Here is a 21,608-nt window from a genome sequence, read left to right as displayed (position 1 = left end):
GTGGTCATTAAGTGGTACCAGCTTTTCATCAACAGTTCTCTACAACCTATTTTCTACAAACCAATGCAGTGAGATAAATCATGCCAACAACAAATAACAAGTGGACGTGGCTCCTCTGGTTACTGAGTGCGCTGATGGTCGTCATCGGCCTGACACTCGGTATCGGTGGTGCGTACCTGGCCACATTAGGAGGAAGCGTTTACTTCCTGCTGATGGGTCTGGCGCTCATCGTTTCCGCCGTTTTGATTTTTAAAGGTAAGCCGTCAGGCGCATGGCTGTATGCCGTGGCCTTTGTGCTTTCTATTATCTGGGCTGTCTGGGACGCGGGCTTCACGTTCTGGCCGCTGTTCTCCCGCCTGTTCACTTTCGGCGTGCTGGCTTTCCTGGTGGCACTGGCCTATCCGTTGCTTCAGGCACGCGCGGGCCTGGTGGTGCGTAAAGGGCCAGGCTTCTCGCTGGCGGCTGTTCTGGCCGTTGCGCTGATTGCCGCATTCGGTAATACCTTCGTGCCGACGCCAATCATCAGCGCCGACAGCGATCAGGTGCCGGTGAAACCGGTAGATAAAGGTGCAGAGCAGAAGAACTGGGAAAACTGGGGTAACACTACCGCTGGCGACCGTTTTGCTGCACTGGATCAGATCAACAAAACCAACGTGGATAAACTTCAGGTTGCGTGGATTGCCCATACCGGTGATATCCCACAGAGCAACGGCTCCGGCGCTGAAGACCAGAACACGCCGCTGCAAATCGGTGACAAGCTGTTTGTGTGTACCGCTTACAGCAAAGTGATCGCCCTGAATGTGGATGACGGTAAAAAGCTGTGGTCTTACGATTCCAACTCCACCGCACCTAACTGGCAGCGTTGCCGCGGGCTGGGCTATTACGAGAACAGCGCCGCCCCACAGGCTGCGGCGGCACAACCTGCCGCTGTGCCTGCTGCTGAACCGGCAAGCCCGACCGCTGCTTCAGAAGCTGCCGCGCCTGCCACTAACGCACCGCAAACGCCTGCGGCTACCGGCGGTACCGTCAGCGCTACCTGTGAACGTCGTCTGTTCCTGCCAACCATTGATGCCCGTCTGATCGCCATCAACGCCGACACCGGCAAGCCTTGCGCTGATTTCGGTGACAACGGCGTGGTGGATCTGAAAGTCGGCATGGGCGAAGTGAAACCTGGCTACTACCAGCAAACCTCTACCCCGCTGGTCGCGGGTAACGTAGTGGTTGTCGGTGGTCGCGTAGCGGATAACTTCTCTACCGGCGAACCTCCGGGCGTGGTGCGTGCATTCGACGTGCACACCGGCGCACTGGTGTGGGCATGGGATCCGGGTAATCCGAACATCACCAAACTGCCACCGGAAGGTCAGACTTATACCCGTGGTACGCCAAACGTCTGGTCGGCCATGTCCTACGATCCAAAACTGGGTCTGATTTACATGCCTACCGGTAACGCGACGCCAGACTTCTTCGGCGGCACGCGTACCGAGCTGGATGACAAATACAGTTCTTCTGTTGTTGCGGTAGATGTGGCCACCGGTAAAGTCCGCTGGACCTTCCAGACCACGCATCACGACCTGTGGGACTTCGACCTGCCGTCTCAGCCGCTGCTGTATGACCTGCCGGACGGGAAAGGTGGCAGCACGCCGGTTCTGGTGCAGACCTCCAAACAAGGCATGATCTTCATGCTGAACCGCGAAACCGGCCAGCCGGTCGCGAAAGTCGAAAACCGTGAAGTACCGCAGGGTAATGTCCCTGGCGAACGCTACTCCAAAACGCAGCCTTTCTCTGTCGGTATGCCAAACATCGGCAACCAGACGCTGAAAGAGTCTGATATGTGGGGCGCGACACCAATGGATCAGCTGCTGTGCCGCATCGAGTTTAAAGGCATGCGTCACCAGGGCGTTTACACGCCTCCGGGTCTGGATCGTTCCCTGCAATTCCCGGGTTCTCTGGGCGGCATGAACTGGGGCAGCGTCTCGGTTGACCCGAACAACGCCATCATGTTCGTGAATGATATGCGTCTGGGTCTGGCGAACTACATGGTTCCGCGTGCCCAGGTTCCGACCGGCGCGAGCGGCATCGAGATGGGGTTGGTACCGATGGACGGCACACCTTATGGCGCAGTCCGCGAGCGTTTCCTGTCTCCGCTGGGCATTCCTTGCCAGAAACCACCGTTCGGTACCATGTCTGCGGTGAACCTGAAAACCGGCAAAATCGTCTGGCAGGTGCCGGTCGGTACGGTGAAAGACACCGGTCCGCTGGGCATCAAAATGCGCATGCCAATGGAAGTCGGTATGCCAACGCTGGGCGCGAGCCTGTCAACGCAATCCGGCCTGCTGTTCTTCGCCGGTACGCAGGATTTCTATCTGCGCGCGTTCGATACCGCAAACGGTAAAGAAATCTGGAAATCCCGTCTGCCGGTCGGCAGCCAGTCTGGCCCGATGACCTACGTTTCACCGAAAACCGGTAAACAGTACATCATCATCAGCGCCGGTGGCGCACGTCAGTCCGCAGAACGCGGCGACTACGTGATCGCCTACGCACTGCCTGATCAGAAGTAAGATTTCGCAGTCAATGACAAAGCCCGCTGGTGCAGACCGGCGGGCTTTTTTTTATTGAAGAGATTAAGGCAAACGTGCAGCCTGATGGCGCAGGCCTGCAAAAATTGCATCACTGATTTTTGCCGGAAAATTAGCAGGTATTATTGCTTCAACATCTGCAATCACCTGCTCAGTTTTTTCCTTCATTTCCGTCATCATCGCAGAGACGTTTTCTTTCGAGTACTCGACCCGTTGCGCCGTCGTCACAAAATGGCGGGGAAGAATTCTGTCCCAATGAAAATGCCGGTTTTTCCCTAATACAGCCATCGCCATTTTGGCTTTCTTCGCCGGAATTCCTTGCAGATGCATCAGAGGAAATGCTGACATCACGTCATAAAACGGTGTCATGCGGTATGCGCTGCCCGGCTCGATATAAACACTGAAATTCTTAGCATGACCGTCAATGGCGGCCAGCATCCAGAAGAGGATCTGGCTTTTAAAGAACATATCCCTGTCCGCCCCCGCCCGTTGAGAACCCAGTAAAAGCTTCATTGCGCGTGCAATTCCGGGGCCGCCATCAGATTCATACTTCAATGCGGGAGCAACACCCAGCGCCTGACAAAAATCTTCCTGAGGTAAACGCATCAGCCAGGATCCATCCTGCGACCAGCGGCGGTCAAAACGCTCAACGACCAACACCTTCTGAGCGCCAAAACTGGCAATCTCAGACCGTGCAACAGGAAATCCAAATTTTTCGGCTATCTTCAGACACAACCATTCATTCTCCACGCTCTCGCTGAGATCAATGCCATTGTTAGCGATATAACCAATAGGAAGTTTAAGGATATGGCTGGTAGGCGTACTTCCCTGCGGGCGATGCCACTGGTCGCGATACCAGAGCAAAGCCGTTTTTTCCTGTGCACCGGCCAGAGAAATTCGAAAGTCTTCAATGTCAGCTTCCATGCCCAAAGGTGCATCCTTATATCCCTGCAGAAGCTGCTCAATATCCTTTTCGCCAAGCGGTTGGGCATGAATTTCCGTGACAGGTGCAACCTGATCACCTTCAGGATAGAGCTGGATCGCACCGACACAGTCACCACCGATCCGCGAAAGCAAATCGAAAGGCTGCTTCGTCGGGATGTGGAAACGTGCCTGAATACGGCTGCGTATCTGTTCGTTATCGGGTAGAAGATTGTCAAAAAAGTTGTATACCACTGCGCCACGGAATTTATCTGCCTGAAGAGGTAATGATAATGAAATGGCGCGGGCTCCGGGGCGATCGAGCCAGCTTTGATGGTAAACAAATGACATTTCACCACTGCCGCCTTTTTCCAGGGTACCGACAGCAATGCCATTTAATGCGAGCGTTAACTTATCCATGTATTACCACTCCTGATCCCAGGTACACTTTTCCTGCGGATTGCTATCCCTTGGCGTGATCTGTAGCTCTAAATCCAGCGCCGCCAATAATTTGAACAGTGTTTCCAGACGGGTACCGTCCGGATAATTTTCGAACTCAGAAACCGTAGACTGCTTCAGGCCAATGGTTTCAGCCGTTTTACTTTGGCTGAGTTTGCGCTTTTTTCGCTCATTACGCAGCGCATTGGCGAGCATTTTTGCAGATGTAATGTTCATATTATCCTCCCTGGCGGATAATCTCAGTGTATCCCTTGTAAGGGATAAATCAACTTTTATCCCTTAAAGCAAATAAAATTAAAATATCCCTTTTAGGGGATAATACAGCCTGAAAGCTGTAAAAGATAAATACAGTTTATACGCTGTAATTTGCCCGCTACCGCCTCCTCATGCTCAAATACCTGTTCCACGCACGGATGAAACCTCATGAAAAAAAGCGAATTTATCGCTCAGGATTTACTGAGCAAGATTTATCAGAACAGCGGATCGCTGCCGGAGAAGTTACCACCGGAGCGCCAGTTAGCGGAAGAATACGGGGTTTCGCGCTTTACCGTGCGCAAGGCGCTGGAAAAACTGGTGAGCATCGGGGCGGTGCGCATTGTGCAGGGCTCGGGAATTTACATTAATCCCGGCGTGAGCAGTAATCCGCTGGTCTACAACTCGATCACCGAAAAGAAATTCGCCGAAATCAGCTTTAAAATGCTGGAGCTGCACAAGCGGCGGCCGGATAAAGAAGAGCAGCAGGTTTTCGATCTGAGTGTGGATGATTTTATCTGGGCATTCACCCGTTTGCGGCGTATCAGCCAGCGCAACGTACAGATTGAATACTCCCGTATGCCTGCCCGTGAATTTGGTGATCTGAATCAGAAGACCATCGAACATTCCATTCAGCAATATGTTCTGAGCAAGGGCTATGCGATTTCACATTCCCTCACCCGCTATCAGGCGGTGACAGTCAATAAAGAACAGGCGCACATCCTGGGATGTAAAAAAGGCATTGCCGCCATGCACATTACCAACAGAGGCATTTTGCAGGGCGGCAAAGTTTATGCGTTCAGCGACATTATCGACATCGATTATTCCTGTACCTACGTCATCCCGTTTAATCAGGACAATCTGGCTTTCCGCCAGAAGTAACACCCTGTTGTCAGGGCGTGTGGATCACGCCGTCCGGCAGGCGGCTTTGCGTCCATTCATGCGGACGGTACACCACCGGAAATTCAGCCGCAGCCTGGCTGTTAAAGCCCACACCAATGCCCGCTTCTTCTCCCGGATAGAAATACCCGTTCTCCGGTGCCCGTGCGCCCGGAAAGACCTGCTGCGTGTTAGCCGGATACGCGACAAATTCCTGAATTGCCGCATTATGCAGATGAATATTCAGATGCGTATTCACGGCTGCACCAATCGGCGTCATATCAGGCGGACAATGCCACGCCAGTCGCACGCCAAAGCTCTGACAGAAATGCGCCAGTTTTAATGCCGGTGTGATGCCGCCGATTTGCGAAACATGGCAGCGGATGAAATCGATCCGGCGATTGACGATCAGATCTTTCCATTCCGCCGGATTATTAAATAATTCACCGGTCGCCAGCGGCACCGCGGTCTGGCTGCGGATTTGCGCCAGCCATTCGTTCTGGTCCGGCGGCAGAATATCTTCGATAAAGTAAGGCCGGTACTGCTCGACGGCTTTGGCGAACTGCACCGCCTGCTGCGGGAACAGCCGTTCGTGAACGTCGTGCAGAATGTGGAACTGATTGCCGTATTTTTCACGCAGCGCTTTGAACATCGCCAGCGTGTTGTCGATGTACTGATCCTGATCGTAATACGCACCCGCCGTCGGTTGGCGGGTGCTGTGAAAATCACGCGCATTACCGCCGTAAAAACCTAGCTGGCAGCGGATATGGCGGTAACCTTCAGCCAGCAAGCGATCCACTTCACCGTACAATTCTTCCAGCGTTTCACCGGCCGCATGGCTGTAGGCCGTGACGGCATCTTTCGATTTACCGCCAAACAGATGATACAGCGGCATATCTGCCAGCTTGCCTTTGATATCCCACAGCGCCATATCAATGCCCGCAATGGCGTTATTGATCACCGGTCCGTTACGCCAGTAAGCGTTCACCATCATCATCTGCCACAAATCTTCGATGTGATTGGCATCGCGGCCGATCAAAAGCGGTTTGAGATATTCATCCACCATCAGTTTGACCGCCAGCGGGCGCTGCTGGAATGTCGCGCAGCCCAGACCGAAAATACCACGATCAGTTTCAATTCTGACCACCACTAAATTATGACGATCAGGGCGCGTTATCTGACATTCGATATGAGTAATCAGCACAGGCTGCATGATAAATCCTTAATAAAGGCCGTAATTCCTTTTCACAAAAAGGCGGCGGGAATATTCGTATAGAGGTTATTTCAACGTATTTTCATCCTGCTTGTAAACCTAAAATTCAGGCTTTTATTTTGGTTTGAAAGCATGGCTGAATATCGCCAAAAAACAGACCAATTTAACCATGATGCACCAAATCAGCACCGATCAGTGAAGTTCTGTGACGGGGATCCTGTTTTATTGGTTTGTTTTTAAAAATATCCCTCATTACACTCCTCTTCACTCAAATAAAGAATAATTGATTTTTTCGTCGCGGGGTTCAGGGTGAATACAGAAATAATGCTCTCGGTAATTAAACTGGTGGGCGGTGCGGGAAATATTAATAAAGTCTGGCACTGCATGACCCGCCTGCGTTTTGATTTACGCGACGAAAATAAAGTGGCCTGGGATGAGATTAAAAATCTGCCCGGCGTGCTCGGCGCGCAAAGCCAGAGTGATCAGGTGCAAATCATCATCGGACCAAAGGTGAATGTCTGGTACGAGGCCATCGTGTCGCAACTGGATCCGGTGAGCGGCAACGCCGAAACACCAACAGGAAATGTTTCCACAAAAGGAAGAAAAAGCCTGGTGTCGATGTTCATGGATACTGTCTCCGGCGTGTTCGGCCCGATCGTTCCGGCCATTGCGGGCGCGGGGATGATTAAAGGTTTACTGGCCGGACTGATTGCCCTGAAAGTCATATCGGCTAAAAGCGAAACCGTGATGATCATCGATTTGATCGCCAGCGGCGTATTTTACTTCCTGCCGTTTTTCCTCGCGGTTTCTGCGGCGAAGATCTTCAAAACCAATGAATATCTGGCCGCTGCCGTAGCCGCCTGCCTGATGTACCCGACGCTGATGGACGCGGCGAAAGCACTCGCCAGCCACACGGCCGGGGCACCGACCGCGTTGTATTTTATGGATGTGCTTCCGGTGTCTGTTTTCAACTATTCGGCAAGCGTCATTCCGGTGATTTTCTCGGTGCTGGCGCTGAGTTACATCCATCGCTGGGTCGATAAAATCATGCCGGATGTGCTGAAAACCGTCTTTACGCCGACGCTGACCTTGTTTATCGCGGCGCTGGTGTCACTGACGCTGATTGGTCCGGCGGGGATTTATCTCGGTAAGTTGCTGGCGTTTGGCATCCAGGGATTGTTCGATGTATCGGCGGTGTTTGCGGGCTTTATTGTCGGCGCGATCCGCCCGGTGGCGATCCTCACCGGCATGCATCACGCGATGACGCCAATTGCGTTGCAGAACTTTACCGATCAGGGCTGGGACATGCTGATGCCGATGATGTTTATGGCCAACATGGCGATTGCCGGATCCACCTTTGCGATTTATTTCCACGTTAAAACCCGTGAACAAAAATCCGTGGTGCTCTCTGCGGCGATTTCCGGCTTGCTGGGGATCACCGAACCGGCATTATTCGGCGTGCTGACGCGCTACAAAAAAGCCTTTATCGCCACCACCATCAGCAGTTCCGTGGCGTCGGCATTTATCGCGTTCTTCGGAGTGCGTTTGTACGGCTATATTCTGTCGAGCATTTTCAGCCTGCCCGCTTACATCGGTCCCTATTTCATTTACATTCTGATGGGCGTAGTGCTGTCACTGGGGCTGTCGTTTACGCTGACCTACCTGATGGTCGTCAAAAACAAAGGCACCGAACAATCGGTGCCTTTGGTGAATCAAACGCGCTGAGATTTATCAGGCCGCTGTCTTTGAATGCGTAAGCTCAGACAGCGGTGCATTCTGAATAAGATTGGTCAGACGCCCGATATTTTCGATTTCCACTTCAATCTTGTCATTCTCATGCAGGAACAACGGCGGTACGCGGGTTTTACCCACACCGCCCGGTGAACCGGTCATGATCACATCGCCCGGAGAAAGCTGGGTGAAGGTGCTGATGTAGGCAATCATCTGCGGAATGGTGTGCACCATATTGGCTGTGGTGTCGTCCTGCACCAGCCGGTCATTCAGCCAGGTTTTGATACTCAGATTTTGCGGGTCGCCGACTTCATCCGGCGTCACCATCCACGGGCCAAATGCGCCTGTCGATGGCCAGTTTTTACCTGCGGTATACCATTTATGCTGCCAGTCGCGTACTGAACCATCCATATAGCAGCTGTAACCAGCGACAAAATCGAGTGCGTTTTCTGCTGAAATATTGCGGCCCGTGCGGCCGATAATAATCGCCAGTTCGCCTTCATAATCAAACTGCTCAGAAGAAGCCGGTTTAATGATGGTGCCGTTGTGACCGACCTGCGAATCCGCGAAGCGGACAAACAATGTCGGCGCGTCGCTGGTTTCATTAAATTCTTTGCGTTTTTCCGCGTAGTTCATGCCCACGCCGAAAATTTTGCCCGGCCTGTCGATAACCGGCAGGAAACTGATGTCATTCAGTTGAAGATCCGCAGGGGACTCTACATAGCGTTGCAGTTCTGCAAGTGAATGGCGTGCCATGAATTCGTTAATATCGCGGCATCCTGAGTGACTGCCGACGTCGACAATCCCCTCTTCTTGGTAGATACCGAAGCTTTTGGTGTGGTCTTTATTGATGGTGAAATTAACAATTTTCATAGATGCACTTAGATTCTTATTTTACTTAAAACAGGTAAATTCGCTGGCGTTCGTGTTGCGAAAACGGCGTGCCGGTCACAACGTTGGCGTGATTATTGACCCTGCCTCTCATGCCTTCTACTATATTTTATTATCAAATTGATGAATTTCAGGAATCAATGTTAAATAACAGAGATTTAGAGTATTTCTTGACGGCTGCGCAGATAATGAATTTGAGACTTGCGTCACAAAATTTAAATATAACTCAGCCTGCGCTTTCGAAATCCATCACCCGTTTAGAGAAAGAACTGAACATCAAACTGTTCAAACGGGCAGGTCGCGGGCTGGAACTGACCGAGGCGGGACGGGTGCTTTATCAGCGTGGTTTAGCGCTGCAAAGTTCCTATCTTGAGCTTGGGGAAATCATGAATGAACTGAGCAACGGCGCGGGCGGTATCGTTCGCGTGGGTGTCTCAGGTTCTGCGACACAATTCTTACTGCCTGAAATCTGCAAAATGCTGCAATCGCAGGTGCCGAATATGAAACTGGAAATCCAGATCGGCATGAACGATGTGCTTTTTACGTTGCTGGAACGTCATGCGATCGATGTGATCATCGGTCCGCTGGTCAACTACGACAGCCCGGTGGTGCAGTTGCCGGTAACCGCCGACCGGGTGATCGTCGCCGCGTCACGCGATCACCCGCTGGCCGGTAAACCCGCCAGCCTGCGTGAACTCAGCCGTTATGGCTGGATTTTACCGGCGAAAACCGTGTCGATGCGCCAGTGGCTGGATAAAATGTTCTATGAAAATCATTGCTCACCGCCAGACGTGAAAGTGGAAATCAGCTCACTGGCGTCGGTGCCGGGGCTGATTGCGAAAAGCGGATTGCTGAGCTTTTTGTCGGAGAATATTCTGGTCGAAGAAGAATTCCTTTCGCGGCTGATCCGTATTGATAACGACCAGTTAGTGATGGAACGCCGGGTCGGGATCACCTGGCTGGAAGGTGCGTTTCTTTCACCGGCCACACAGAAAGTGATCGACGTGACCAAAAGCGTTGGGCAAAAAATGCAGATGGAGGCCCGCCGGATCATGGAAGACTGAAATCCGGCGGGCTTGTTTTTACACCAGATGGCAGGCCACGTAATGACCGCTTTCTACCTCACGCAGTAACGGAATTTCTTTATGACAACGGTCGGTTGCACACGGGCAGCGGGTATGGAAACGACAACCGGCAGGCGGTTTTGACGGATCCGGAATTTCACCACTGACCATCGCCACCGGCTCACTGTCCGGATCCAGCGTCGGCACCGCCGCCAGCAGCGCCTGCGTATACGGATGCAGGGGCTGACAGAACAACGCATCACGGCTGGCCGTTTCCACTAACTGGCCGAGATACATCACCGCCACGTCATCACACAGATGTTCCACCACGCCGAGATCGTGCGAGATAAACAGAAACGTCACGCCGTGATCGTCACGTAAATCCGCGAACAAATTAATGATCTGTGCCTGAATCGACACGTCCAGCGCCGAAATGGGTTCATCGGCAATAATGAAATCGGGTTGCAGGATCAGTGCGCGGGCGATGCCGATACGCTGGCGCTGACCGCCGGAAAACTCATGCGGGAAACGGTTGTAATGCAGCGGCGACAGCCCGCAGATCTTCATCACCTCCACCACTTTCCCGTGCAGTTGCGCCCGCGTACACAGCTTGTGTTCCAGCATCGCTTCACCGATAGCATCACCAATGCGGATGCGCGGGTTCAGCGAACTGTAAGGATCCTGAAAGACCAGCTGGATTTTCGGGCGTAACGCTTTCAGTTGCTTAGGTTTCAGTCCGTGCAGGTCTTCGCCACGAAATTTTACGCTGCCCGCCGTTTTGTCATACAGCCCCAGCAACGTGCGTCCGACGGTGGTTTTACCGCTGCCGGATTCACCGACCAGCCCAAAAATCGTGCCCTTGCGGATGTTAAAACTGACGCCATCCACGGCGCGCAACTGCCCGGTTTCCTGCCCGAATACGCCATCACGGATCGGGAAATACTTTTTCAGGCCATCCACTTCAATCAGATATTCAGCACTCATGGCTGTAACCCCCTGTTTTCCTTCTCACTGACCGCGTTCAGTCCGCTATAAAAACATGCGGCCTGCCGGAACTGACCTTCCAGCGGCGGAATGCCCTGGCGACATCTTTCCGTGGCGCGGGAACAGCGTTCGGTGAATGCGCAGTAAGGCGGCAGCGCGGCCAGATCCGGTACCTGACCGGGAATGGAATACAAGCGGCGGCGGCGTTCGCCCGGTGTCGGCCTCGAGGCAATAAGTCCCTGGGTATACGGATGTAGCGGATTGCGCAGCACATCGGCGGTCGCCCCCTGCTCGACAATTTTACCGGCGTACATCACGACCACGTGGTCGGCCATCTGCGCGATCACGCCCAAATCATGAGTGATCAGCATCAGTGCCATATGATTTTGCTGCGCCTGTTCACGTAATAAACGCAGGATCTGCGCCTGTACGGTGACGTCCAGTGCAGTGGTGGGCTCGTCAGCAATCAGCAACTGCGGCTTACAGCTCAGCGCCATCGCAATCATGATGCGCTGTAACATACCGCCCGAAAGCTGATGCGGATAACTGCTCATCAGGCTTTCCGCACGCGCCAGCCCGACGTTGGTGATCATCTCCGTCGCATGTGCCCACGCCAGTTTCGGCGATTCACGGCGGTGGCGGATCAGCGGCTCGACAAGTTGCTCACCGAGGGTCAGCACCGGATTCAGCGCGGTCATGGGTTCCTGAAAGATCATCGCCAGCTGGTTACCGCGCAAATCCGCCATTTGTGACGGCCGCAGTTTAAGCAGGTCACGCCCCTGAAACAGAATTTCACCGCCATCAATACGTGCGGCCTGTGGCGGTAACAGCCCCATCAGCGACATCGCCGTGACACTTTTCCCGCAGCCGGATTCCCCGACAATACCGACAGTTTGACCTGCCTGAACGTCAAAGGTGACATCCTGTACCGCGCGCACACGGCCCTGATCGCTGGAGAACGACAGCGAAAGCTGATTAAAACGGATCAACGGTTGTGTCATTTTTTGCTCCGTTTCAGTTTTGGATCGAGCGCGTCACGCAGGCCATCACCCAGCACGTTAATCGCAATCACCGTAATAAAGATCGCCACGCCAGGCGGCATCCACAACCACGGGCGACGCTGGAAGTCGATCAGACTGTTCGCCGCATCCATCATATTTCCCCAAGACGGCGTCGGCGGCACCACGCCTAATCCCAGATAGCTGAGTGCAGATTCGCTGAGAATGGCGTTCGCCACGGCCATCGTGGCCATCACCACCAGAATTGGCACCGTGTTTGGCAGTAAATGACCGAACAGCCGACGGCGTGAAGACAAGCCGAGCACCTGTGTCGCCAGCATGAAATCACGTTCACGCAGGGAGAGAATTTGCCCGCGCACCAGACGTGCCAGCTTCGGCCATTCCAGCAAACTGAGCATCACGATCACCATGTACACACGGGAATCCGGCGAAAAATCCAGTTCAGAAAGCATCGCGCCCATCACGATCAGCAGCGGCAGGCTCGGAATAGTCATCACCAGATCAGCAAAACGCATGATGATTTTATCAGTCACACCACCGAGATAGCCGGACACCGCGCCCATGAGATACCCGAGTGTCACAGACAGCAACATGGTCAGCATGCCGATAATCAGCGAGATGCGCCCCGCCAGCAGCAGCCGCGTATAGACATCACGCCCGAGAAAATCGGTACCCAGCCAGTGTTCTGCATTCGGCGCTTTGTTGATCATCAGCGCATCAGTGGCATCATCGCGCCAGGGAGAATAGTAAGGACCCGCTATGCACCAGACGGCCATAACCAGCAGCAGAACTAAGCAAAACATTGCCAGCCGGTTTTGGCGCAACGCCCGCCAGGCCTGTCGCCAGGGTGACGGTGTCACCTGAGCCAGCACCGGAATTTGCGCTTCGCGCAGACGGCGGTTGGTTGAAAATAAAGAGCCAAACATTACGACCTCACACGGATACGCGGATCAGCCCACGCATACAACACGTCGGCAATCAGATTGCCAAGAATGGTCAAAACCGCCAGAAACAGCGTGAACCCCATCAGTACCGGGTAATCACGCGCTGCCAGTGAATCAATATGAATGTGCCCTGCACCCGGCCAGTTGAAAACTTTTTCGGTGATCAGCGCCCCGGAAAACAGCCCCGGCAACTCAAATCCGAGCAGCGTAATAATTGGCAGCAGCGCGTTTCTCAACGCGTGTTTGAGGATAACCGTGCGTTCACGAAGCCCTTTGGCACGCGCGGTACGGATGAAATCCATCCGCACGACGTCCAGCATACTGGCGCGAAAATAACGCGTCAGGCTGCCCGCCTGCAGCATCACCAGCGCAACGACCGGCAACACCAGATGCGCGGCCACCTGCATCACCCACGCCCAGCCGGTCGCATCACTGCCGGTGTTAGTCATCCCACCCACCGGCAGCCAGTGCAAATCAACGGCAAACCATTTGATCAGCAGAAGACAGAGGAAAAACGTCGGGAAGGACATCGCGGCGAAAATGATCACACTCACCACATGATCGAACAGGGAATAAGGCTTCATCGCCGAGACAATGCCAACTGCCAGCGCGATCCCCCAGTACAACACCATCGCAATGGTCGCAAGCAGGAAGGAATTCCAGATGTACTGATTCAGCAACTGGCTGACCGGGATCTGATATTGCAACGAAAAACCCAGATCCCCCCGCAACAGATTCCCCAGCCAGTGCAGATAGCGGCTGAGCAGCGGTTGATCCAGGCCGTATAAGGCTTTCAGTTCAGCAGCGCGTTGTGCAGTCAGCGTAATATTACCATCGATAAAATCACCCGGCGTTTTGGCAAACAGCATGAAAATCAGCAGCGAAGCGAGGAACAACATCGGAATGGTTTGAAGTAAACGACGCAGAATGAAATTTCTCATGACTTTCTCATTGAAGCTGCCGGAAGATCCCGGCAGCGGCGTTATTTCTGATTATTTTACAATTTTGACATCCGGCAGACTGCCGGTCAGGCCGTTGTAGATGTCCGGTTTAAAACCGGTCACGCGGGCGCTGCTGGCTGAAAGAATTTTGCGGTTACCGAGCAGGATCGCCGGCGGATCGTTTGCCAGCACTTTGTACAGCTCGTGGTAAATCGGCTTACGCTTTTCGATATCCAGTGTCGCGTTCCCTTCGTTGATCAGCTTATCGACTTCAGGGTTGTTGTAGCCGGATTCGGTAGCCTCGGTGCTGTAATAATCCCACACGCCATCGTGCGGATCGTTAAGCGTGCTGGTGCTGAACGAGGCCAGATCGTAATTACCCGCTTTACGCTGTGACATCAGGGCGTTGAAGTCCACAACCTGCGGTTTCAGCAATACGCCAATTTTCTGATAGTCTTCTTTTGCGATCGGGATCAGCGCATCGTTCAGCACTTTTTTGCTGACCAGCAGCGTCAGTTCGAGACGTTTACCGTCTTTCACACGAATACCATCACCGCCAACTTTCCACCCTGCTTCATCCAGCAATTTATTGGCCTGCGCCGGATCGAATTTATAGGGATTCACGCCATCAGTGTTGTACGCCCAGGAGATAGGCGCGATCGGCTCAATCGCCACAGAGCCGTAACCCTGATAAACCACGTCGATCAGTTTCTGGCGATCCAGCCCGTAGATCAGCGCCTGACGCACTTTCACATCCTGCAACGCAGGGCGGTGAACGTTAAATTCAATTTTGCTGTAATCGCTGGATCCGTACAGGTTGATGTTGGCAAAGCCGAGCATTTTCAGCTGCTCGATGTCATCCGGTCGGGAAGTGAAGGCATCGTAATCAGTATCGCCGGTCTGGAATAACTGGAAGTTAGTCGACGGATTGGTCACGCGATAGATAAAGCGCGGAGTCGGCGGTACGCCGCGATAATAATTGGTGTTGGCGTGGAAACGGATCTCCTGCCCCGGGATGTACTTATCGTACACATACGGGCCATTACCCAACGGTTTGCCATGCAGCGTGCGCAGGTAATCGAGATTTCCTCGCTGATAGCCTTTGCCGTAATACGCTTTCGACAGCACCGGCCCGCCGATTTTTTGCAACGTGGTGGCTCCCGGCTGAGTGGTGGTGACCTGCAACGTCAACGGGTCAATCACTTTCAGACCATTGATGCTGTCCGCCTTGCCCTGCTTATATTCATCACCACCGGCAATGTGTGCCAGCGTGATATCGGTATCACCATCGTATTTCGGGTCATACAACACCGTCAGCGTGAACGCGACGTCTTCTGCAGTCAGTGGTGAACCGTCACTGAATTTCAGGTCAGGACGTAGTTTGATGGTATAGGTTTTGCCATCCGGGCTGACGGTCCAGCTTTGCGCCAAGCCGGGAACCAGCTTGCCCTGGCTGTCCCAGTCAATCAGACGGGCGAAAATCACGTTAGTGACATTTTCATCCCAGCCGTTGACGAAGAAATACGGGTTAAAAATCCCCTGAGGTTCGGAGATCCCGGCGATCACTGTATCAGTGCGCAGTTTTGCAGCCGCAGGAATCTGGCTGACATCTGTTGCCGGTGTGATGCCTTCCTTTAATACATCATCAGCGAATGCAAAAGAAGACAGCATCACGGCGCTGGCCAGTAATGCGATTTTGAAAGAAGCAGTACGGTGCGCGCGTTGTGCGGCTGGCGCGAATGCAGAGCGTAATAACGTAGCCAAAAGACATCCTCATCATAAGTGTGCAAACGGTTTACAAAACATGACAAAGAGTAAGGATGCCGTTTACCCTTGTCTAACAACGAAAAAATATGGCTTATAGCTATTTTTTATTTCTTAATGCCAAAAAATAACTTCAAATAATCAAGTTAAATTCAATAAATTCATAATGTTATTTTTTGATTAATTAAGTTGATTTTTAGCTATACGCTTTATGATGGCGATGAAATGGCGGTAGAGCTAACGCCCTCCTTAATGCGGCGAACAATCACAGCCTGTAATCATTGATAAGGCACAATAGACAAGAAACCCGCCATTGGCGGGTTTCTTGTTTTAGTGCATCTGTAGAGATTGCTGCTGATGTTTGTCCGGATGCAACTGCACGGCGTGAACCGTCCCAGGCTCAACAATGATGTCCGCAATCGACTCATGAGTTTTAAACGTGCAACTGCAATTAATATTCTGACACTGATGATAACGCTCTTTGGTGTTGAGGCTCAGGTAACGGCTGGAACGGGCGTGAGCGGCGTGCTGGCATTTCGGGCAGTGCATCATAATAATCACCATGTGATCATTTTAATCAGATACAATCATTGTATGTCATTCGCTAAAACATACATCTGACATTACAGTGATTTACATATTCAGCTTATTCAGCACCGTCGCTTTCCGTCGCCTCATAACTCACATCCGACAGCAATACTTCCAGATTCAACATCGTCACAAATCTGCTGCTGTCCAGGTTGTGTGTCACCTTGCTGATTAGCCAGGGCTGCGCGTCGATCACGGATTTAAAACCCGACACCGCGCTGGAGTTTGTCCCCTTTTGCCTGGGCTGCACGCATGGCGGCCTTTTGCGTGGCGTAGGCGCAGAAAGCGGCGCTGGCGGAATAATTTTTTAAGGCGACGGAGAAGTCGCTTTAAAAATAGCTTAAAAATATGAAATAAAAGGATTTATTTCTAGTAGCGTCACATCGTGACCATGTCGATACTAAAAGCCCCGTTCACATGTACGGGGCTTTTTTATGAATTAGCCACAGTACATATTTTTATGCGGTATGACGTTCGTTCCAAGAGTCTGCAAATTGAATGTTTCCATCAACAATGCGCCAAGTTATTTTTTCATACTGCAAACTGACACTCTCGACATGGTTCATTTTATCGTTGCCTGCTAATTTCACATTGGGCACTCCGCAGTTAACGCCAGTAATTTTTACATTTTCCATCAATACGGTGTAATAACAAACTTCTTGTCCTGCGTCGTTAATATGATAGAAACAAATTTCCGCGCTTTTTAGCGTCTGACCAGTGGCTGCCGCTTTATACAGATAAGGTGTTGAGCTATCAACGTCCTTTTCAATCATCATGGATGAATGCTGGCGCGTGCCTGTTATTTTGCCGTTTGCATTGTCCACTGGTAAGTTAATGCCATGACTTAATCCAATGATTTCAATACTTCCTTCGCGATCCTTAACGTCTACAGACCCTTTGATATCGGCACCGCCATCGTCTTTAAGCCACATGTATGGAGGAATTGGCATTTTATTTGTTCCTTATTTTTGTGATTAACTTCATTGTTAAAATGTAAATTAGAGTTGTGACAGAAAAAACCGTGATTACGGAGATGTAAAAGTACAGGTCATAAAAATTATCTGCCCCAATCTCACCAGCACCATAAATCATATGGCCTATGTAGCTTGCTAAACTATGATCAAACCATACTTCAGGATTTCCCAATGTACGACCAACAACCAGTGACAAAAGAATATAGAAAGTGATTTTTGAAACTCTACGGGCAAGTGTTGTTATAGTCACCGGCTATCACCTCAATCCAGCCACGAGCCATGAGAGATCTCATACAAGGAACCTGCATAGGTGTTGTTCTCAAAAGTGCATTTCTAATTAGAGCGTAATCTGAGTTATGCGCTATGGTTATACACCCTTCTGAAACATGGCCTGGGTGAAGCCTAAACAACCCACGGAAAACACCATTGACCCAAGTTCCATCATCAATGCCCCAGTCATCCTTGTACAATGCAAACCACTCATCACGCCCAAATTCAGCACCATAGTAAAATTTGTTGAACATATCTTGGGATTTAGCCTTAACCCACGAGCCTAAGCCACCGGCACCACGCTCCACTATCCAGTACTTACCTGGTGGTAACGGTCCATCACTGGGTATTGCACCGCACGCACCTTTATTTCGGTAAACACCTTTTCCCGAGAAGGCCATAAACACGCCAACGCCGTACAGATTGAAAGGTGCGTAATCAGCACCATTCAGAATCAACTTTCCATGCAATGCCATAGATCACCCTATAACCTTGTAATGTGTAGGCTTATAATAAAAGCGTTCAATCAGATCAGCCAAATTAAATTATGATTTCAAGGCCTGATTGAATCATTACGAAATCTAATCGGCTGACGATGCCGGTGATTTTCTCCATTAGCGCTCCGCCCACCTGTAAGTATCCCAGCTTTAGTTCCAGGCACTTTTTGAGATTTCCGGTTTCTCAGCCATCAGCCGGTACTCTTCCGGCGTCAGGTTATTCAGGGATTCATGAGGACGCTCACTGTTGTACTCATTCAGCCAGCGCTCTGTGATTTCTCGTACTTCATTCAGTGTTCTGAACAGGTAAAAATCCAGTATTTCTGTCCGATATGTTCGGTTAAACCGTTCTATAAACGCGTTCTGTGTTGGCTTACCCGGCTTGATAAATTCCAGCATCACTCCATGGTCTTCAGCCCATTGCGCCAGTGATATCAGTTCCGGCCCATTATCCATCCGCATCTTCAGCGGATATCCACGGTTTGCTACTATTCTGTCCAGCACCCGGACGACACGCTGCGCTGGGATATTCAGGTCAATTTCTATCGCCAGCGCTTCACGGTTAAAATCATCGACAACATTGAAAGTCCGAAAACGTCGGCCACATGTCAGCGCGTCGTGCATAAAATCAATTGACCAACTTTGGTTGAGTGCTTCCGGCGTTGCCAGCGGAGCCGGATTGCGCACCGGCAGGCGTTGTTTACCCTTACGACGAAAATTCAGTTTGAGAAGACAGTAAATCCGGTAGACACGTTTGTGGTTCCAGACGTGCCCCTGCCTGCGAAGTACCTGAAAAAGCTTCTTAAAACCGTAGCGGGGATAGCGCTCAGCGACCTCGGTCAGCCTCTGGATCACCGCTTCATCACGTCGCGTATCCGGTTGATAACGAAACACCGTCCTGCTTAGCGATAACGTCCTGCATGCCTGGCGTATGCTCATCGTAAATTGCGTGGTCAGATAGTTGACGAGCTCACGCTTTATCGCTGGTTTTAAAGCTTTTTTCGATGACGTCTTTCAGCGCCCGGCATTCCAAACTCAGATCGGCAAACATTTGCTTCAGACGACGATTCTCGTCCTCAAGGTCTTTGATTTTTTTGATATCAGCGGCTTCCATCCCGCCATATTTTGCTTTCCAGTTGTATAGCTGGCTTCAGAAATAGCAGCCTCGCGGCACACATCTTTGACGGTACTGCCAGCCTCGACTGATTTCAGGACGGCGATGATCTGGTGCTCAGTGAATCGGATCTTACGCATAGCGATCTCCTCAGGGGACATAATCAGTATGTCGGAAGATCTCTAAAAATGAATGGGCCGTTTTGGTGGGATACTTACACCTCCAACTCCCAGCGCGCAGCAATGATTTTGCTTTTCATCAATTCTCGCTCAATTTCAGGCAATCGCGCCCGTTCTTCAGGCGTTAATCTTGCTGATGGAGCAACATTGCGTCCCTTTGTTAGGTCAAAACTTCGCTGTCACCTACTCACCTTCGGTGTTTCTTCCCGTATACGCGCCACAAACGCCCTCACGGCGGCAGTGTCTGTCCAGTCAAAACTCGCAGGTTGTCAGAAGTGGACGCCGTAGCAGTGCTCCCAGCCTGCCTGTAATGCCAATTTGTAAGTTGTTTCTTTCCACCTAACCCACAGTTATTGACAGGACTCCGAGGCGCTAGCCTGCTTACTGGCATAAGGTGAAGCGTCGCGGTTCACTTTGCCGATGGCGATCCGTAAAGATTCACGCCAGCGTGTGCGCTGGCCTTTCAGTTGGCGTAACCACCAGTCCGGATTAACCGGGCGCGACATGGCAGCGATCGCGGAAACGGCATCCAGCTTGCCTTTGCAATATTGTCCAGTACATCTGCGTGACATTAAAAGCCTGTGCCATACCGGCGATTGCCAGGGAATTCGATGCAAAGATGTTTTCCCGGTATCGGGAAAAGAGACTTTTAGGGGATTTTTCACGCGGCAACAGAGTGAAGAAGATCACCCCACAAACGATCAATCTTGATTTCGCTCTGCCCTGCAACGCACCGATATACAGTTACCAGCCGGTCAATCATCGCATGTGCTCCGCCACACGTTCGCTTCTCACTTCATGATGAAGGGGAGGAACATTCTCGTTTTGCAGCGTGTTCTAGGCCACACCGATATCAAAATGACAATGCGTTATGCCCACTTTGCACCCGAGCATCTTGAGGAAGCAGTGAGGCTAAACCCTCTGGCTTAAATGGCGATAAAATGGCGGTGCAAATGGTGCATGGTGGCAATTAAAGGGCAAACGTGGCCGGTAATGTCAGTACCCACTTACACTTCAAGCCTGCATATACGTTAGAAACAGGCTTCCGCCCTGGGTTTTATGCCTCATATGCTACTTTTTTAGAACGTATGGCTTATAGCTTTTAAACAGTACGCAGAAAAAGTCGCCAAAACGGCTAATGTGGAAAGATTTCCTGATATCACCCAGTAAGCGCTTACTAACCCATTAAGCCTTATTCAGAAGGATATGTGCGGTGAATGCTTGCATTTTGGACAAAAGAAAAACGGCGTATCTCGTGAAAGATACGCCGTTTATTTTTATTTCTGCTTAAGGGGAATCAGGCAGCGACTTTTTTGCTACGCGAACTGACTTCTGCCAGGATCGCTTTATGCTTACTCTTCTCGCCGATCAGCTTATACCATCCAGAAAGCTTACGCAGGTCCGGCAAGGTGGCCTTCTCATCCACATCGTAAGCGCTTAGTTTGTCGAGATATTCTTCGAAGATCGTGATGCAACGGCGCGCCCACTCGCCTTCCAGCGCCGATCCGGCGACAGCTCGCGGACGTCGCGGTAAGCGCGGGCGCAGCGGTTTGCTGGCTTCCGGTGCAGATTCATCCACATAGGCAAACTTGATGGATACCACGGTTCTGCCCTGCTTTACTGGCTCCCAGACCACCGAAATATCGGTATTGGCGTTGATCCGGTTGATCGTCGGCTCAAGGAGTTTCTGACGGAAGTCACGATAGTCCTCGTATTTGCCCGCCAAACCGGCCTTCTCGCGCATCCAGTTGAGATCCAGCGTCACTTCTATGGCTTTACCGCTGCGACGTCCGTAGAGGTTCTTAGCTTTGATGAGCCAGCCATACAGCCTTACGGAGAACGGCGTATCAAGTTTTGCGATGTTGGCAAAATTCAATTTGGTAAAAGACTCTTTAAGTTCATAAAGATACGGGGCAACATCCTGTCCGAATCGCAGAACCACTGCGCTGTGATCGTCACTGCTCACATACTCAAGACGTGAAAACCAGGAGAGTTGTACAGTGCGAACCTTGCCGGTTTTTACGTCCGGTTTGTAGATGGTGACCGGCTTTTTCATCAGGCTTTCAGCGGCTTCGCGCAACTGGCGGTGGCTGCTGGTCGGGTTTACCCCGTAGATCCGCTGATAGTCCTGAGGGAAAAGTCGATAAAGCGTATCTGGCTGAGGTTTCCTGCTATCAATTTGTGCCAGCGCCAGATTTAGCAGGCGCATTTCATCCAGAGTGACGCTGTAAGCGCCTTCAAGAAGATCATTCCCCTGAACTACGGTGAGTTTATTCAGTTCCATGTAGCAGGATCCATAAGTGGAAAGTAGGTAAATTATTCCACATAAAAAATACCGACGTAAAGTA

Annotated in this window: 18 protein-coding genes and 3 pseudogenes; 5 read left to right on the top strand and 16 right to left on the bottom strand. The window is 51.5% G+C overall.

Going from position 1 to position 21,608, the window contains the following annotated elements; all coding sequences use genetic code 11:
* Positions 1–80: 80 nt before the first annotated feature.
* On the top strand, positions 81–2,558 hold the full coding sequence (locus tag LC431_RS14160; RefSeq protein ID WP_121019850.1) for a membrane-bound PQQ-dependent dehydrogenase, glucose/quinate/shikimate family: 2,478 nt from the start codon (positions 81–83) through the stop codon (positions 2,556–2,558).
* A 63-nt stretch (positions 2,559–2,621) separates the two neighbouring features.
* On the opposite strand, the gene LC431_RS14155 is transcribed toward LC431_RS14160, so the two are convergent.
* Positions 2,622–3,917, bottom strand: coding sequence for a type II toxin-antitoxin system HipA family toxin (locus LC431_RS14155; protein WP_013577980.1), 1,296 nt, complete (start codon positions 3,915–3,917; stop codon positions 2,622–2,624).
* A gap of 3 nt (positions 3,918–3,920) precedes the next feature.
* Positions 3,921–4,172 (bottom strand): helix-turn-helix domain-containing protein, encoded by a 252-nt coding sequence (locus LC431_RS14150; RefSeq protein WP_013577981.1) that lies wholly within the window; start codon positions 4,170–4,172, stop codon positions 3,921–3,923.
* A gap of 207 nt (positions 4,173–4,379) precedes the next feature.
* On the opposite strand from LC431_RS14150, the gene LC431_RS14145 reads away from it, so the two are divergent.
* Complete coding sequence (locus LC431_RS14145) at positions 4,380–5,090, top strand: GntR family transcriptional regulator (RefSeq protein ID WP_037032703.1); 711 nt, start codon at positions 4,380–4,382, stop codon at positions 5,088–5,090.
* Positions 5,091–5,100: 10 nt separating this feature from the next.
* Here the strand turns inward: LC431_RS14145 and LC431_RS14140 are convergent, their stop codons facing one another.
* Positions 5,101–6,300, bottom strand: a complete 1,200-nt coding sequence (locus LC431_RS14140) for an enolase C-terminal domain-like protein (RefSeq protein ID WP_223510009.1) — start codon at positions 6,298–6,300, stop codon at positions 5,101–5,103.
* Positions 6,301–6,624: 324 nt separating this feature from the next.
* Here LC431_RS14140 and LC431_RS14135 point away from each other — a divergent pair, with 324 nt between their 5' ends.
* Positions 6,625–8,025: a PTS transporter subunit EIIC gene (locus tag LC431_RS14135; protein WP_014416613.1), complete on the top strand. Its 1,401-nt coding sequence runs from the start codon at positions 6,625–6,627 to the stop codon at positions 8,023–8,025.
* Between the two features lie 6 nt (positions 8,026–8,031).
* Here LC431_RS14135 and LC431_RS14130 read toward each other — a convergent pair whose 3' ends face one another.
* Complete coding sequence (locus LC431_RS14130; protein ID WP_223510008.1) at positions 8,032–8,904, bottom strand: fumarylacetoacetate hydrolase family protein; 873 nt, start codon at positions 8,902–8,904, stop codon at positions 8,032–8,034.
* A gap of 110 nt (positions 8,905–9,014) precedes the next feature.
* Here LC431_RS14130 and LC431_RS14125 point away from each other — a divergent pair, with 110 nt between their 5' ends.
* Positions 9,015–9,986, top strand: coding sequence for a LysR family transcriptional regulator (locus tag LC431_RS14125; RefSeq protein ID WP_370633844.1), 972 nt, complete (start codon positions 9,015–9,017; stop codon positions 9,984–9,986).
* A gap of 18 nt (positions 9,987–10,004) precedes the next feature.
* Here LC431_RS14125 and LC431_RS14120 read toward each other — a convergent pair whose 3' ends face one another.
* The 11 genes and pseudogenes from LC431_RS14120 to LC431_RS26405 all read right to left on the bottom strand — a co-directional run bounded on the left by LC431_RS14120 (position 10,005) and on the right by LC431_RS26405 (position 19,832).
* A complete protein-coding gene (locus tag LC431_RS14120; RefSeq protein WP_166860944.1) occupies positions 10,005–10,970 on the bottom strand; it encodes an ABC transporter ATP-binding protein in 966 nt (321 codons plus the stop codon).
* Positions 10,967–11,971 carry an ABC transporter ATP-binding protein gene (locus LC431_RS14115; protein ID WP_223510006.1) on the bottom strand — a complete coding sequence of 335 codons (1,005 nt, stop codon included), beginning with the start codon at positions 11,969–11,971 and terminating at the stop codon, positions 10,967–10,969. The genes LC431_RS14120 and LC431_RS14115 overlap by 4 nt, the downstream gene beginning before the upstream one ends.
* Positions 11,968–12,915 carry an oligopeptide ABC transporter permease gene (opp4C, locus tag LC431_RS14110; RefSeq protein WP_013577989.1) on the bottom strand — a complete coding sequence of 316 codons (948 nt, stop codon included), beginning with the start codon at positions 12,913–12,915 and terminating at the stop codon, positions 11,968–11,970. Before opp4C ends, LC431_RS14115 begins: the two co-directional genes overlap by 4 nt.
* Positions 12,915–13,874 carry an ABC transporter permease gene (locus tag LC431_RS14105; RefSeq protein ID WP_014416615.1) on the bottom strand — a complete coding sequence of 320 codons (960 nt, stop codon included), beginning with the start codon at positions 13,872–13,874 and terminating at the stop codon, positions 12,915–12,917. Before LC431_RS14105 ends, opp4C begins: the two co-directional genes overlap by 1 nt.
* 51 nt (positions 13,875–13,925) lie before the next feature.
* Positions 13,926–15,545 (bottom strand): ABC transporter substrate-binding protein, encoded by a 1,620-nt coding sequence (locus tag LC431_RS14100; protein WP_223510035.1) that lies wholly within the window; start codon positions 15,543–15,545, stop codon positions 13,926–13,928.
* A 423-nt stretch (positions 15,546–15,968) separates the two neighbouring features.
* Positions 15,969–16,190, bottom strand: a complete 222-nt coding sequence (locus LC431_RS14095; protein WP_014341711.1) for a DNA-binding transcriptional regulator — start codon at positions 16,188–16,190, stop codon at positions 15,969–15,971.
* Between the two features lie 94 nt (positions 16,191–16,284).
* Positions 16,285–16,501 (bottom strand): annotated as a pseudogene (locus LC431_RS14090) (phage late control D family protein); the annotation flags it as partial.
* Between the two features lie 183 nt (positions 16,502–16,684).
* Positions 16,685–17,176: a type VI secretion system tube protein TssD gene (locus LC431_RS14085; protein WP_121019854.1), complete on the bottom strand. Its 492-nt coding sequence runs from the start codon at positions 17,174–17,176 to the stop codon at positions 16,685–16,687.
* 248 nt (positions 17,177–17,424) lie between these two features.
* Positions 17,425–17,946 carry a DUF2778 domain-containing protein gene (locus LC431_RS14080; RefSeq protein WP_153376840.1) on the bottom strand — a complete coding sequence of 174 codons (522 nt, stop codon included), beginning with the start codon at positions 17,944–17,946 and terminating at the stop codon, positions 17,425–17,427.
* A gap of 171 nt (positions 17,947–18,117) precedes the next feature.
* A pseudogene (locus LC431_RS14075) lies at positions 18,118–19,221 on the bottom strand (IS3 family transposase).
* A gap of 389 nt (positions 19,222–19,610) precedes the next feature.
* Positions 19,611–19,832 (bottom strand): replication endonuclease, encoded by a 222-nt coding sequence (locus LC431_RS26405; protein ID WP_309247398.1) that lies wholly within the window; start codon positions 19,830–19,832, stop codon positions 19,611–19,613.
* Between the two features lie 139 nt (positions 19,833–19,971).
* On the opposite strand from LC431_RS26405, the pseudogene LC431_RS14065 reads away from it, so the two are divergent.
* Positions 19,972–20,234 (top strand): annotated as a pseudogene (locus LC431_RS14065) (tyrosine-type recombinase/integrase); the annotation flags it as partial.
* A 323-nt stretch (positions 20,235–20,557) separates the two neighbouring features.
* On the opposite strand, the gene LC431_RS14060 reads toward LC431_RS14065, so the two are convergent.
* Positions 20,558–21,544: a replication initiation protein gene (locus LC431_RS14060; protein WP_013577992.1), complete on the bottom strand. Its 987-nt coding sequence runs from the start codon at positions 21,542–21,544 to the stop codon at positions 20,558–20,560.
* Positions 21,545–21,608: the final 64 nt, after the last annotated feature.

The organism is Rahnella sp. GSA61A (genome assembly GCF_019969905.1).
In the GTDB taxonomy this organism is placed as follows: domain Bacteria; phylum Pseudomonadota; class Gammaproteobacteria; order Enterobacterales; family Enterobacteriaceae; genus Rahnella; species Rahnella aceris.
This window is presented reverse-complemented; position numbering and strand designations above follow the sequence as displayed.

Excerpts from the sequence above, each read along its gene's own strand:
- LC431_RS14160 (WP_121019850.1), top strand. The coding sequence starts at position 81 with ATGCCAACAACAAATAACAAGTGGACGTGGCTCCTCTGGTTACTGAGT.
- LC431_RS14155 (WP_013577980.1), bottom strand. The coding sequence starts at position 3,917 with ATGGATAAGTTAACGCTCGCATTAAATGGCATTGCTGTCGGTACCCTG.
- LC431_RS14150 (WP_013577981.1), bottom strand. The coding sequence starts at position 4,172 with ATGAACATTACATCTGCAAAAATGCTCGCCAATGCGCTGCGTAATGAG.
- LC431_RS14145 (WP_037032703.1), top strand. The coding sequence starts at position 4,380 with ATGAAAAAAAGCGAATTTATCGCTCAGGATTTACTGAGCAAGATTTAT.
- LC431_RS14140 (WP_223510009.1), bottom strand. The coding sequence starts at position 6,300 with ATGCAGCCTGTGCTGATTACTCATATCGAATGTCAGATAACGCGCCCT.
- LC431_RS14135 (WP_014416613.1), top strand. The coding sequence starts at position 6,625 with ATGCTCTCGGTAATTAAACTGGTGGGCGGTGCGGGAAATATTAATAAA.
- LC431_RS14130 (WP_223510008.1), bottom strand. The coding sequence starts at position 8,904 with ATGAAAATTGTTAATTTCACCATCAATAAAGACCACACCAAAAGCTTC.
- LC431_RS14125 (WP_370633844.1), top strand. The coding sequence starts at position 9,015 with ATGCCTTCTACTATATTTTATTATCAAATTGATGAATTTCAGGAATCA.
- LC431_RS14120 (WP_166860944.1), bottom strand. The coding sequence starts at position 10,970 with ATGAGTGCTGAATATCTGATTGAAGTGGATGGCCTGAAAAAGTATTTC.
- LC431_RS14115 (WP_223510006.1), bottom strand. The coding sequence starts at position 11,971 with ATGACACAACCGTTGATCCGTTTTAATCAGCTTTCGCTGTCGTTCTCC.
- opp4C (WP_013577989.1), bottom strand. The coding sequence starts at position 12,915 with ATGTTTGGCTCTTTATTTTCAACCAACCGCCGTCTGCGCGAAGCGCAA.
- LC431_RS14105 (WP_014416615.1), bottom strand. The coding sequence starts at position 13,874 with ATGAGAAATTTCATTCTGCGTCGTTTACTTCAAACCATTCCGATGTTG.
- LC431_RS14100 (WP_223510035.1), bottom strand. The coding sequence starts at position 15,545 with ATGCTGTCTTCTTTTGCATTCGCTGATGATGTATTAAAGGAAGGCATC.
- LC431_RS14095 (WP_014341711.1), bottom strand. The coding sequence starts at position 16,190 with ATGATGCACTGCCCGAAATGCCAGCACGCCGCTCACGCCCGTTCCAGC.
- LC431_RS14085 (WP_121019854.1), bottom strand. The coding sequence starts at position 17,176 with ATGCCAATTCCTCCATACATGTGGCTTAAAGACGATGGCGGTGCCGAT.
- LC431_RS14080 (WP_153376840.1), bottom strand. The coding sequence starts at position 17,946 with ATGGCATTGCATGGAAAGTTGATTCTGAATGGTGCTGATTACGCACCT.
- LC431_RS26405 (WP_309247398.1), bottom strand. The coding sequence starts at position 19,832 with ATGTCACGCAGATGTACTGGACAATATTGCAAAGGCAAGCTGGATGCC.
- LC431_RS14060 (WP_013577992.1), bottom strand. The coding sequence starts at position 21,544 with ATGGAACTGAATAAACTCACCGTAGTTCAGGGGAATGATCTTCTTGAA.